The sequence below is a fragment of the Streptomyces sp. B5E4 genome (genome assembly GCF_039871555.1).
In the GTDB taxonomy this organism is placed as follows: Bacteria; Actinomycetota; Actinomycetes; order Streptomycetales; family Streptomycetaceae; genus Streptomyces.
In genome coordinates this window covers 271,786-284,711 of sequence record NZ_JBDPMI010000001.1, presented here as the reverse complement: position 1 = coordinate 284,711, position 12,926 = coordinate 271,786, and the positions used below count along the sequence as shown (strand labels likewise).

The 12,926-nt window shown below is 74.1% G+C and carries 11 protein-coding genes; 10 read left to right on the top strand and 1 reads right to left on the bottom strand.

Going from position 1 to position 12,926, the window contains the following annotated elements; translation table 11 throughout:
• The first annotated feature begins 140 nt into the window (after positions 1–140).
• On the top strand, positions 141–836 hold the full coding sequence (locus tag ABGA99_RS01130; RefSeq protein WP_347581957.1) for a hypothetical protein: 696 nt from the start codon (positions 141–143) through the stop codon (positions 834–836).
• Between the two features lie 115 nt (positions 837–951).
• Here ABGA99_RS01130 and ABGA99_RS01125 read toward each other — a convergent pair whose 3' ends face one another.
• Positions 952–2,070: an N-acetylmuramoyl-L-alanine amidase gene (locus tag ABGA99_RS01125; protein ID WP_347578935.1), complete on the bottom strand. Its 1,119-nt coding sequence runs from the start codon at positions 2,068–2,070 to the stop codon at positions 952–954.
• A gap of 260 nt (positions 2,071–2,330) precedes the next feature.
• Between ABGA99_RS01125 and ABGA99_RS01120 the strand changes: the two genes are divergently transcribed.
• The 9 genes from ABGA99_RS01120 to ABGA99_RS01080 all read left to right on the top strand — a co-directional run bounded on the left by ABGA99_RS01120 (position 2,331) and on the right by ABGA99_RS01080 (position 12,914).
• On the top strand, positions 2,331–2,966 hold the full coding sequence (locus ABGA99_RS01120) for an XRE family transcriptional regulator (RefSeq protein ID WP_347578934.1): 636 nt from the start codon (positions 2,331–2,333) through the stop codon (positions 2,964–2,966).
• Between the two features lie 64 nt (positions 2,967–3,030).
• Complete coding sequence (locus tag ABGA99_RS01115; RefSeq protein ID WP_347578933.1) at positions 3,031–4,227, top strand: FAD-dependent oxidoreductase; 1,197 nt, start codon at positions 3,031–3,033, stop codon at positions 4,225–4,227.
• On the top strand, positions 4,214–4,531 hold the full coding sequence (locus ABGA99_RS01110; RefSeq protein ID WP_347578932.1) for a (2Fe-2S)-binding protein: 318 nt from the start codon (positions 4,214–4,216) through the stop codon (positions 4,529–4,531). Before ABGA99_RS01115 ends, ABGA99_RS01110 begins: the two co-directional genes overlap by 14 nt.
• Positions 4,528–5,892: an NAD(P)/FAD-dependent oxidoreductase gene (locus ABGA99_RS01105; protein WP_347581956.1), complete on the top strand. Its 1,365-nt coding sequence runs from the start codon at positions 4,528–4,530 to the stop codon at positions 5,890–5,892. Before ABGA99_RS01110 ends, ABGA99_RS01105 begins: the two co-directional genes overlap by 4 nt.
• Before the next feature lie 96 nt (positions 5,893–5,988).
• The gene (locus ABGA99_RS01100) at positions 5,989–6,993 is read left to right on the top strand and encodes a proline racemase family protein (protein ID WP_347578930.1); all 1,005 of its coding nucleotides are present in this window, start codon (positions 5,989–5,991) and stop codon (positions 6,991–6,993) included.
• A gap of 63 nt (positions 6,994–7,056) precedes the next feature.
• Positions 7,057–8,886 (top strand): DNA helicase RecQ, encoded by a 1,830-nt coding sequence (recQ, locus tag ABGA99_RS01095; RefSeq protein WP_347578929.1) that lies wholly within the window; start codon positions 7,057–7,059, stop codon positions 8,884–8,886.
• A gap of 238 nt (positions 8,887–9,124) precedes the next feature.
• Positions 9,125–9,751, top strand: coding sequence for a (2Fe-2S)-binding protein (locus ABGA99_RS01090; RefSeq protein WP_347578928.1), 627 nt, complete (start codon positions 9,125–9,127; stop codon positions 9,749–9,751).
• Positions 9,748–10,731 carry a xanthine dehydrogenase family protein subunit M gene (locus tag ABGA99_RS01085; RefSeq protein WP_347578927.1) on the top strand — a complete coding sequence of 328 codons (984 nt, stop codon included), beginning with the start codon at positions 9,748–9,750 and terminating at the stop codon, positions 10,729–10,731. The genes ABGA99_RS01090 and ABGA99_RS01085 overlap by 4 nt, the downstream gene beginning before the upstream one ends.
• Positions 10,728–12,914 (top strand): xanthine dehydrogenase family protein molybdopterin-binding subunit, encoded by a 2,187-nt coding sequence (locus tag ABGA99_RS01080; RefSeq protein ID WP_347581955.1) that lies wholly within the window; start codon positions 10,728–10,730, stop codon positions 12,912–12,914. Before ABGA99_RS01085 ends, ABGA99_RS01080 begins: the two co-directional genes overlap by 4 nt.
• Positions 12,915–12,926: the final 12 nt, after the last annotated feature.

The following is a 12,926-nucleotide window of genomic DNA, read 5'->3' as shown; positions in this document are numbered from 1 at the left end:
CCGCCCCTACCCAACCACCAAGACGCCACCAGTAGTTGACCTTGGCGGCAGGTGCGCGCGCATCACCGTTGCGGACGGGGACCCGTCCCGGGTCCGGGGCGGTAGGGTGCGGGCGGATCGTGGCGGGAGGAGCGGGCATCGTGGGACGTACGCGGCGCGGGGCGGCCGGGCTCGTGGTGTTCGCCGTCGCCGGACTGGCGGGGCCCGCCGCCTGCACCGGAGGCGACGGGGACGTGTACAGGCGCGGGGGCGGGGACGCGAAGGCGTCGTCGCGCCCGTCCCCCTCGCCCGATCCGCTGCCGCGCACACCTCCGCCGCCGGCGCACCAGGCCGTCCGGAGCGCCGAGGAGGCGTGCGACTTCACGGAGCCGTTCGAGGCCGGCAAGGTGAAGGCGTACCTTCCCGGCGGCCCGGCCTACAAGGGCCCCGGGCCGCATCCGGCCGTGCTGTTCAAGGACGACATCGCCGTCGACGAGAGCGAGCCGCCCCAGCTGCCGGGCGACTGGACGGCGGCCTTCGCGACCGACGACACCCGGCTGGTGGTCTGCCAGTACGACGACCGGGACCACCCGAGTCGCAAGGTCGGCACCTGCACCTACCTCGGCGGCTCGCACAACTCCGGCGACGGCGAGTACGACGTGCAGAGCGCGCGCTACGTCTTCCGGGTCTTCGAGGCCGCGACGGGTGAGCAGGTGACGGAGTTCGCGCTGGACGGCACGACCACGCCCGAGGAGACGTGCCCCGACTCGGCCCTGTATCCGGCCCAAGACTTCCAGTTGGTGACGAGCGACGCGCTCGCCGACGAGCTCCGCCCGTTCGTGACGGGCCGCCGCTGACACCGGCGACCGCCGCGCCGTTGCCGGGGGGCGCGGCGGTCGCGGTGCCGCTCGCCGTTTTTGGGCCGTACGGAACGGGCGCGGGGCCGCGCCCGTTCCGTACGCGATCAGGCCGTCAGGACAGCAACTGCTTCCACACCGCCGCGTCCAGCTCCCGGCCCGACGGCGCCCGCCGCCCGCGGCCGCGCAGCGCCTCCACGGCCTTGGCGACCTCGCCGTTCGTCCCGGCGCGCCCGCGCGGGGTGATCAGCGGCCAGATGTCCGAGCCGAGGTAGCCGGTCTCGTCCTTGCGCTGGTGGAACTGCGCCGAGCAGGAGTGCCGCTCGACGCCGCTGTCCTCGGCCAGCTTGGCCACGGCCCGCTTCGTCGACGGCCCGAAGATCCCGTCGGCCGGCAGCCCGGTGAACCCGCGGGCGCGCAGCAGGTGCTGCGCCGCGCGCACCACGGAGCCGCTGTCGCCGGGGCGCAGCAGCGGCCAGACGGCCGCCCGCTCGGGCTTCGGGGCGCCGAGCACCCCGGCCACCGCGTCGCGCAGCTCCGGCAGGCGGCCGTAGAGCACCTCGCCGGGGCACTCGGTGGAGTTGAAGTCGCGGTGGCCCATGATGTTCTCCACCGGCCGCCCGTACTGCCCGGCGATCCAGGCGACCATCGCGACGAGCGAGTCCCACAGCGCGGCGGGCACGTCGACCTCGGTGTAGAGGCCCTCGTTCTCGATGCCGATGACCTCGCTGTTGCGGCCGCCGACGTTGGCGCCCTGCACGTGCCGGGTGCCGCCGCGCACGACGTCCAGGCTCTCGTGCCGGCCTTCGAGGCAGTATCCGCCGCGGCTGATGGTGAACTGCTGGCCGGTGTCGCCCCATCCCTGGGTGTCCATGTGGAAGTTCTGGATGGACCGGCAGATTTCCATGGCGTGTTCGAGCGAGTAATCCTCGCTGTTACCCGGTTCCGCGGTGTGGTGGACCGCGATGTACGTCGGCACGTGGTCGAGGACCACAATCTCGGAGTTCGGCGGTCGGGCACCCCATTCCGCGGTGCCGTAGATACGCGGCTCGGGTGCTGCGAGCGCGCGGGCGCCGCGCAGCGAGGCGGGGGCCGCGGCCGACGCGGCCGTGGCCGCTGACCTGGGCGCGGCGTGTGCGAGCCCCGCCGCGCCGAGGCCGAGCGCTCCGGCCGCGGAGGCGGTCAGTCCGCCGCGCAGCAGGGCGCGGCGGTCGAAACCCGGATGTGCTGCCATCCTGGTCTCCTTCTTCAGGTGGGGGGTGGATGTGGGGGGATCAAGGATTCTGCGCGCGCTGTCCGGTCGGCCATGAAAACATCCAAGGCATGCACACGACAACCCCTGAGTAACAACGGCCCCTATTGCACGGGGAATTGAGGCCAACTCCCGCGCCAAAGGGCCGACCAATGAAAACGACGATACGCGAATAGCCCTGACGCTCGTCGTCGCCTCGCCGGGCGCGGGGTAGCCTCTCGCACGACTGTCGAGGAGGTCCGGTGGTACGGGAACAGGCAGGCCGGGTGCTCGGGGCCAATCTGCGGGCGCTGCGCGCCCGGGCGGGGCTCTCCCTCTCCGGGCTGGCGCGCGCCTCCGGGATCGCCAAGGGCACGCTGTCGCAGTTGGAGTCCGGCACCGGAAACCCCACCATCGAGACGGTGTTCAGTTTGTCGAACGCTCTGGAGGTGCCCGTGTCCTCGCTGCTCACCGAGCGCGAGGACCCGGACGTGCTGCTGGTGCGCTCGGCCGGCCTCGACGTGCTCAGCAGCAACGCCGTCGACCTGCGGATGCTGCGCCGGATGGACCTCACCGACACGGTCGTCGAGCTGTACGACCAGCGGGTGCGCCCCGGCGAGGTGCAGCACTCGGCGGGCCACCCGGGGCGCGAGCACGTCGTCGTCACCTCCGGACGGCTCCGGGTGGGCCCGCCGGAGGCGCCGTACGAGCTGGGCCCCGGCGACTACGTCTGTTTCCCGGCCGCGGCCCCGCACGTCTACGAGACCGTCGAAGGCCCGGTGCTCTCGGTGCTGATGCTGGAGTACCCGGCCGCCGCGCACCCGGTGCCCCCGGTCGCCTCGTGCGCCGTGCCGGCGCCGCGACAAAACGCACAACGCCTCCCCGAACCAGGGGCTTGACCGCCGATCGGCGCCCTCCATACGCTCGTTGGCGTTCGTTTTAATGAACGGAGGGGGGCGGCAGATGGCGTACGACGTCGTGGTCGTGGGCGCCGGTGTGATCGGCGCCGCCTGCGCCGAGGCACTGACCGCCGCCGGGCTCTCGGTGACCGTGCTGGACCGCCGCGCACCCGCGAGCGGCACCACCGCCGCAGGCGAGGGCAACGTCCTGGTCTCCGACAAGGGGCCGGGACCCGAGCTGGCCCTCGCCCGGGAATCCCGCCGCCGCTGGCCTCATCTGCTCGCCGAACTGCGCGACCTGCTCGGCCCGCGCCGCGCGGAGGCGGAGTGGGAGGCCAAGGGCGGCCTCGTCGTCGCCACCACGCCCGCGGCGGCCGGCGCGCTCGCGGACTTCGCCGCCGCCCAGCGCACCGCGGGCGTACGGGCGGAGCCGGTGACCCCCGCCGAGGCCGGGGCGCTGGAGCCGTACCTGACCGCGGACGTCACGGCGGCCGTGTACTACCCGCAGGACGGCCAGTTGCAGCCGGTGCTCGCGACGACCGCGCTGCTGGCCGCGGTCCGGGAGCGGGGCGGGCGGGTACGGGCCGGCGTCACCGCGCACGGGGTCGTGACCGGCGCCGGGGGCGCCGTCACGGGCGTGCGCACCGACCGGGGCACGGTGCCGTGCCGCGCGGTCGTCAACGCCTGCGGCCCGTGGGCCGGCCGGTTCGCCGCGGCGGCGGGCGCGCCGGTCGCGGTGCTGCCGCGGCGCGGGCTGGTACTCGTCACAGCCGCGCTGCCGGCGGGCACGGTGCGGCACAAGGTCTACGACGCCGACTACGTCGGCGCGGTCGCCGGCGGCACCGCCGACCTGCAGACGTCGACCGTGGTGGAGGCGACGCGGTCCGGCACGGTGCTCATCGGCTCCAGCCGGGAGCGGGCCGGCTTCGACGAGACGGTGCGGGTGGCGGTGCTGCGGGAGCTGGCGCGCAAGGCGGTCGGGCTCTTCCCCGTACTCGCCGGCGTGCCGGTGATCCGCGCGTACGGCGGCTTCCGGCCCTACGTCCCCGACCACCTGCCGGTGATCGGCGAGGACCCGCGCCGCCCCGGGCTCTGGCACGCCACGGGCCACGAGGGCGCGGGCATCGGGCTGGCCGCGGGCACGGGGCGGTTGCTGGCGGATCTGCTCACGGGGCGGACGCCGGAGGTGGACGCGGAGCCGTTCCGGGTGGACCGGCCGGGGGTCATGAGGGAGGCGGAGGCGGCGGATGAGTCGGCGTAGCCGGGGGCGGGGAGCGGGAGCCCCCGCGGGGCGGGGCGAGGGTCCGGTGATCGTGCGGGTCGACGGGGAGGAACTGGTCACCGAGTCGGGGCGCACCGTCGCCGGGCTGCTGCTGGCGCTGGGCCGGGTCTCCTGGCGGACGACCCGCGGCGGCGGCCGCCCGCGGGGCGTCTTCTGCGGGATCGGCGTCTGCCACGACTGCCTCGTCGTCGTCAACGGCGCCCCCGACGTCCGCGCCTGCCAGCGCCTCGTCCGCGAGGGCGACGACATCCGCACCCAGGACGGCGCGGAGCTGCCGGCGTGACCGAGCCCGACGTGAACGGACCCGTCGTCGTCATCGGCGGCGGGCCAGCCGGGATGGCCGCCGCCGGAGCCGCGGCCCGGCTCGGCGTCCGCGTCCTGCTCGTGGACTCCGGCGCCGCACTCGGCGGGCAGTACCACCGGCAGAACTCCCTCACCGGCCGCGACCGGTTCGCGCCGCCGCCCGGCGTCGAGTATCTGCCGCACACCGTCGTCTGGGCGGTGGAGCCCGTGCCCGGAGGCGGGCACCGGGTGCACCTGCGCACCGGACCCGCCGACGGCCCGGGCCGTACCGGGCGCAGCGTCGGGACCCGCGCGCTGGTGCTGGCCACCGGGGCGTACGACAGGGCACTGCCGTTCCCCGGCTGGGACCTGCCGGGCGTCTTCACCGCCGGCGCCGCGCAGGCGCTGGCGAAGGGGCAGGGCGTGCGCGTCGGCGAGCGGGTGCTGCTGGCCGGCACCGGGCCGTTCCTGCTGCCGGTCGCCGCGTCGCTGACGGCGGTCGGGGCCGAGGTGGCCGGGGTGCTGGAGGCCGCCGAGCCGGTCACGGCCTGGCTGCGCCGGCCCGCCGACGCCGTCGCCGGGTGGCGCAAGTCCGGCGAACTCGCCGGCTACGCGGCGCTGCTGGCCCGCCACCGCATCCCGTACCGGCGCCGCACCGCGGTCGTCGCCGCCCACGGCACGGACCGCGTGGAGGCGGTCACCACCGCACGCCTCGACGCCGGCTGGCGGATCGTACCGGGCAGCGAGCGGCGGGTGGCCGCCGACGCGGTGTGCGTCGGCTTCGGGTTCGTCCCGCAGGTGGAGACCGCCGTCGCCGCGGGCTGCGCGCTCGACGGCGGGTTCGTCGCGGTCGACGCCGCCCAGACCACGTCGGTGCCGGGGGTGTTCGCGGCGGGCGAGCTGACGGGCGTCGGCGGCGCGGACCCGGCCGCCGCGGAGGGCGAGGTCGCGGGCGTCGCCGCGGCCCGGCTCCTCGGCGCCCGCCCGGCGCACCCGGCGGCGGCGCTGCGCCGGGTACGGGCCGGGCGCAGGTTCGCCGCGGCGCTGGCGCGGGCGTACCCGGTGCGGGACGGGTGGCGTACGTGGCTGGCGGAGGACACCCTCGTGTGCCGCTGCGAGGAGGTCCCGTACGGCGAGCTGCGCCGCTCGGTGCAGGAGCGCGAAGCGCTCGGGGTACGGGCCGTGAAGCTGGTCAGCAGGGCGGGGCTCGGCCCGTGCCAGGGCCGTGTGTGCGGCCCCAGCGTCGCCTGTCTGACGGGCATGCCGGACGCGGCGGCGTTCGCGCGGCGCCCGATCGCCTCGCCGGTGAGGCTGGGCGAGCTGGCGGAGCCGCCGCCCGCCGGCCCGGAGCCGGGAACGTGACCGCCGTCCGTATGCGACACCGCCACCTCAAGGAGACCGCCATGCCGCAGCACACGTGGGACACAGCCGTCCCGGCCCACCCGGCGGGGGTGTGACGTGCGTGCCTCCCGTTACTTCACGGCCGTCGACTCGCACACCGAGGGCATGCCGACCCGGGTGATCACCGGCGGCGTCGGGGTGGTGCCGGGCGCCACGATGGCCGAGCGCCGCGCGTACTTCGCCGAGCACCTGGACGACATCCGGCAACTGCTGGTGAACGAGCCGCGCGGGCACGCCGCGATGAGCGGCGCGATCCTGCAGCCGCCGACCCGGCCGGACGCCGACTACGGCGTGCTGTACATCGAAGTGTCCGGCCTGCTGCCGATGTGCGGGCACGGCACGATCGGGGTGGCCTCGGTGCTGGTGGAGACCGGGATGGTCACGGTCACGGAACCGGTCACGGAGGTCCGGCTGGACACGCCCGCGGGGCTGGTGATCGCCCGGGTCGCGGTCTCGGGCGGCCGGGCGGAGTCGGTGACGTTCCGCAACGTGCCGTCGTTCGCGCTGGAGCTGGACGCGGCGGTCGAGGTGCCGGGGGTGGGGCGGGTCACGTACGACATGGCGTTCGGGGGCAATTTCTACGCCATCCTGCCGGTCGAGAGCCTGGGCATCCCGTTCGCGAAGGCGGAGAAGGAGCGGATGCTGGCCGCGGGCCTGACGATCATGGACGCGATCAACGAGCGGAACCGGCCGGTGCACCCGGCCGACCCGGGGATCTCGGGCTGCAAACACGTCCAGTTGACGGCGCCGCCGGCGGGCGGCTCCGCGGACGCGCGCAACGCGATGGTGATCCACCCGGGCTGGTTCGACCGCTCCCCCTGCGGGACGGGCACCTCGGCGCGGATGGCGCAGTTGTACGCGCGCGGGGAACTGGAGCTGGGCGCGGACTTCGTCAACGAGTCGCTGCTCGGCACGCTGTTCACGGGCCGCCTGGAAGCCGAGACGGAGATCGCCGGCCTGCCCGCCCAGATCCCCACGGTCACGGGCCGCGCCTGGATCACGGGCATGTCCCAGTACCTCCTGGACCCCGAAGACCCCTTCCCCGCCGGCTTCACCCTCTAGCGGGCCGGGCCCGGTCGGGTGGTCTCCCCGCGGGGTGTCGGTGGTGGGGCATAAACTCGACCGATGAGTTCCACCGAGGCGCTGCAGGTCCTCAGCAAGGTCTTCGGCTACGAGTCGTTCCGCGAGGGGCAGCAGGAGATCATCGATCATGTCGTGGGCGGCGGGGACGCCCTCGTGCTGATGCCCACCGGCGGCGGCAAGTCGCTGTGCTACCAGATTCCCGCGCTGGTCAGGCCCGGTACCGGTGTGGTGATCTCGCCGCTCATCGCCCTCATGCAGGACCAGGTCGACGCACTGCGCGCCCTCGGGGTGCGGGCCGGGTTCCTCAACTCCACGCAGGATCCCGACGAGCGGCGGATGGTGGAGGCCGAGTTCGTCGCCGGGGAGATCGACCTGCTCTATCTGGCGCCCGAGCGGCTGCGGGTGGAGTCCACCATGCGGCTGCTCGACCGCGGGACCATCGCGCTCTTCGCCATCGACGAGGCGCACTGCGTCTCCCAGTGGGGCCACGACTTCCGGCCCGACTACCTCGCGCTGTCCGCGCTCTCCGAGCGCTGGCCCGACGTGCCGCGTATCGCGCTGACCGCGACGGCGACCAAGGCCACCCACGCGGAGATCGCGGGCCGGCTGCAACTGGAGCAGGCGCGGCACTTCGTGGCCAGCTTCGACCGGCCCAACATCCAGTACCGCATCGTGCCCAAGCGGGAGCCGAAGAAGCAGCTCCTGGAGCTGCTGCGCAGCGAGCACGCGGGCGACGCCGGCATCGTCTACTGCCTGTCGCGCAAGTCCGTCGAGGACACCGCGGACTTCCTCGTACGCAACGGGATCGACGCGCTGCCCTACCACGCCGGGCTGCCCGCGGCGACCCGCGCCGAGCACCAGTCGCGGTTCCTGCGCGAGGAGGGCATGGCGATCGTCGCCACCATCGCGTTCGGCATGGGCATCGACAAGCCCGACGTGCGCTACGTCGCCCATCTCGACCTGCCCAAGTCCGTCGAGGGGTACTACCAGGAGACGGGCCGCGCCGGCCGCGACGGCCAGCCGTCCACCGCGTGGCTCGCGTACGGGCTGCAGGACGTGGTGCAGCAGCGCAAGCTCATCGACGGCTCCGAGGGCGACGACGCGCACCGGCGGCGGGCGAGCGCGCACCTCGACGCGATGCTCGCGCTCTGCGAGAGCATCGACTGCCGGCGCTCCCAGTTGCTCGCGTACTTCGGCCAGAGCGGATCCCCCTGCGGGAACTGCGATACGTGCCTCGCGCCCCCGGAGTCGTGGGACGGCACGGTCGCCGCGCAGAAGCTGCTGTCCACGGTGGTGCGGCTGCGCCGCGAGCGGCGGCAGAAGTTCGGCGCCGGGCAGGTCGTCGACATCCTGATGGGCCGCAAGACCGCCAAGGTCATCCAGCACGACCACGACACCCTCTCCGTCTTCGGCGTCGGCGACGACCTCGCGGAGCACGAGTGGCGCGGTGTCGTACGGCAGTTGCTCGCCAAAGGGCTGCTGGCCGTCGAGGGCGACTACGGCACGCTGGTGCTCACCGAGGAAGCCGACGAGGTTCTGTACCGGGGCCGCAAGGTGCCGCTGCGCAGCGAGCCCAAGCGGGCGGCGAAGGCCGCGAAGGCGAAGTCCGGGGCCAAGCGCGCCGAGGCCGTCGACATGCCGGCGGAGGCGGCGTCGCTCTTCGAGCGGCTGCGCGCGTGGCGGGGTGCGACCGCCAAGGAACAGGGGGTGCCCGCGTACGTGATCTTCCACGACGCGACGCTGCGGCAGATCGCCACCGAGCGCCCCGGCTCGCTCGCCTCGCTGGGTTCGGTCAGCGGCGTCGGCGAGAACAAGCTCGCGAAGTACGGCGAGCAGATCCTGGCGGTCGTCGCGGAGGACGACGCCGGCTGAGACCGGGCGGCCCCTGCCTCGGGCCGGGTCCCGGCGAGCCGGATCCCGGGCAGGGGCACGGGCACGGGCACGGGCAGGGGCGCGGGCGCGGGCAGCAAAGGACAGCGGCCCTGGACCCTCGCGCGACGGCGGTATCAATGTAAACAGTTCTGAGTTATCACCTTGACCGTTCCGACGTTAACATGCTTCCGTTATCCACGGAAACAGCGTGTCGGGGCGATCCAGGAGATGCAGACATATGTCCGAGCACGAGCACATCACCACCGCCGGGCACAGCCGCCGCAGCGTGCTCAAAGCAGGCGGCGTCGCCGCCACCGAGCTGGTCGCGGCGGGCGGCATGACCGCCCCCGCGGTCGCGGCCGCCGGGGAAGCCGGGGCCACCGCTCCCCCGGACCCGACGGCCGAGATCACGCTCCGCGTCAACGGCGAGGCGCACCGGGTCACCGTCGAGCCCCGGGTCACCCTCCTGGACGCGTTACGCGAGCGGCTGGGGCTCACCGGCACGAAGAAGGGCTGCGACCGGGGAGAGTGCGGCGCCTGCACGGTCCTCGTCGAGGGCCGCCGTGTCTCGTCCTGTCTGACGCTCGCCGTCATGGAGGACGGCCGGGAGATCATGACGATCGAGGGCCTGGCCGACGGGGACGAACTCCACCCCGTGCAGGCGGCCTTCATCCGGCGGGACGCCTTCCAGTGCGGATTCTGCACCCCCGGGCAGATTCTCTCCGCCGTCGCCTGCATCGACGAGGGCCACGCCCGGTCCGACGACGAGATCCGGGAGCACATGAGCGGAAACCTGTGCCGTTGCGGCTGCTATCCGAACATCGTCGACGCCGTGCGGGACGCGGCCAGGAGGGCCGGACGATGAAGCCCTTCGACTACGTACGCGCCTCGGGCCCGTCCGAGGCCGCCGGCCTGGTCGCCTCCCGCGACGCAGCGGCGTTCATCGCCGGGGGCACCGAGCTGACGAACCTGATGAAGGACGGCGTCCTCGCTCCCGACCTGGTCGTGGACGTGGGCGGTCTCCCCCTCTCCGGCGTCGAACTGCGCGGCGGACGGCTGCACATCGGGGCCACCGCCCGGATGCAGACGGTCGCAGATCACCCGGTGGTCCGCGAACGCTTCCCGGCGGTCTCCCAGGCTCTGCTCGCCTCGGCGTCCCCCCAGGTGCGCAACCGTGCCACGATCGGCGGCAACCTCATGCAGCGCACCCGCTGCGGGTACTACCGGGACAGCGGCAGCCCGTGCAACCGGCGCATGCCCGGCAGCGGCTGCCCCGCCATCGACGGGCAGAACCGCCGGCACGCGATCCTCGGCGGCAGTTCCCACTGCATCGCCGTGCACCCCTCCGATCTGGCGGTCGCACTCACCGCTGTGGACGCCCTCGTGCTCACCCTCGGACCCGCGGGCCGGCGCTCGATCGCACTGGCCGACCTCCACCTCCTGCCCGGCTCCACCCCGCACCGGGAAACCGCCCTGCGCCGCGGCGAGATCATCACCGGGGTCGAGGTTCCCTTCTCCCCCGCGGCCCGCACCTCCCGGTATCTGAAGCTGCGCGACCGGGCCTCGTTCGAGTTCGCCGTGGTCTCCGTGGCAGCCGCGCTGGCCTTCCGGGAGGGGGTGGTGACCGACGTCCGGCTCGCCTTCGGCGGGGTCGCGCCCCGTCCGTGGCGCTCGGCCGCGGCCGAGGACGCCCTGCGCGGCCGGCCGTTGACCGGCGCCGCGGTCGCCGCGGCCGGCCGGCATCTGGTGCGCGGCGCCGAGCCGCGCGAGCACAACGGATTCAAGGTCGAGCTGGTGCAGCGCGCCCTCGCCGACGTCCTCGACGCCCTGGGAGGCGACCGATGAGCCGGATCGTAGGCAGTCCCGTTCCCCGGATCGACGGTCGCGCCAAGGTCACCGGCACGGCCACCTACGCCGCGGATGCCGTGGTCGGCGGGACGCTGCACGGCTTCCTCGCGACGAGCACCGTCGCCCGCGGTCGGATCACCGGCATCGACACCGAAGAGGCCGAGCGCTCGGCCGGGGTGGTCGCCGTCTTCACCCACCGGAACATGCCGCGCCTCACGCGGCCGACGTACCTCAGCTACCTCAAGAGCTCCATCCCCCTCCAGGAGACGGACATCCACCACAGCGGGCAGCCCGTGGCCTACGTCGTCGCCGGGACACTGGAGCAGGCCCAGCACGCCGCCACGCTCATCGACGTCTCCTACGACACCCGCCGGCCCCGCTCCGCCGTCGCCGACGCGCTCGACGACGCCTTCGTGCCTCCGCCCGGCCTGGCGGGCCCCAACGAGACGACCCGCGGGGACGTGGCGGCAGGGCTGGCCGACGCCGACGTCAGCGTCGACGTCACGTACACCACGCCCATGCACCACCACAATCCCCTCGAACCGTCCACGACGACCGCGGTCTGGGACGGCGGCCGGGTGACGGTGTACGAGTCCGCCCAGGGCGGCCACGCCACCAGGATCTGCGTCTCCGAGGCGCTTGAGGACCTCCCCCTCGGCAACGTGCGTGTGCTCTCGCCGTTCCTGGGCGGGGGCTTCGGCGCCAAGGGCCCGGTCTGGCCGCACACCCTGCTCACCGCCGCCGTCGCCCGGGAGCTGGGGCGCCCGGTGAAGCTGGTGCTCTCCCGCGCCCAGACCTTCACCTCCAACGGGCACCGCGGCGAAGCCCACCAGCGCCTGCGGATCGGAGCCAGGCGGGACGGCACCCTGACCGCCATCGACCATGTCAGCACCCACCAGGTCACCCGCACCGAGCAGGGCATCTTCTCCACCAGCCACTCCACCCGCGTGCTGTACGCCTGCCCCCACGTGCACGTCGCCCAGCGGGCGGTCCGGCTCGACCTGTCCGCGCCGAGCTTCATGCGGCCACCGGAGTCCGTCGGCTCCTTCGGGCTGGAGTCGGCCCTCGACGAACTGAGCTACGCGCTGGACATGGACCCCGTCGAACTCAGGCTGCGCAACCACACGGCCGTCGACCCCGAGACCGGCGAACCGTTCGGCAGCAGGCACCTCATCGAGTGCTACCGGCGCGGAGCGGCCATGTTCCGCTGGAGCGAACGCGATCCGCGTCCGCGGTCGATGCGCGACGGCAGCACCCTGATCGGCTGGGGCATGGCCACCGCGGCGCACACGACGGGCGGCAGGCCGGGCGCCGGCGCCCGGGTGGTCCTCTCCACCGCGGGGCGGGCGGTGGTCCAGGCCGGCACCCACGACATCGGCACCGGGACCTACACGGTCATGACCCAGATCGCCGCGCAGACCCTGGGTCTGGACCTGGACGACGTCGGCTTCGAACTGGGCGACACCGACTATCCCTTCGCCTTCATGTCCGTCGCGTCCGCCACCGTCCCCGGCGTGGGGGCCGCCGTCGCCCGGGCCTGCACCGCTGCCCGCCGATCGCTGATCGGCATCGCGGTCGCCGACCCCCGCTCCCCCCTGCACGGTGTCGCGGCCGAGCAGGTCACCGCGGGGGACGGGATCCTGTACGTGACCGGCGAACCCCGGCGCCGGGAACGCATCCGTACCGTCCTCGCCCGGCACGGCAGAGCGGTCGAGGCCACCACCGACCCCGTGCCCATCCCTCCCGGCTACTCGGTCGGCGCGGAATTCGCCGAGGTGCGCGTCGATCCCAGGACCGGGCGGGTCAGGGTGACCCGCATGGCCGGGGCGTACGACGCCGGCCGCGTCCTCAACCGCAGAACCCTGCGCAGCCAGGCCCTCGGCGGCGCCGTCTGCGCGGTCGGCTTCGCCCTCACCGAGCACACCCTGGTCGACCCCCACCGGGCCCGGGTCGTCCATCCGAACCTCTCCGGCTATCTGGTGCCCGTCAACGCCGACATCCCCCGCATCCAGACGGTGTTCCTCGACGAACCCGACCCTGTACAGCAGGAGGCACTGGGGGCACGCGGCTTCGGCGAGACCCCGGGGACCGGGATGACGGCGGCGATCGGCAACGCCGTCTACCACGCCACCGGGCGCCGGATCCGCGCCCTGCCCATCACCCCGGACAAGCTGCTGTGAGGGGCGCGCACA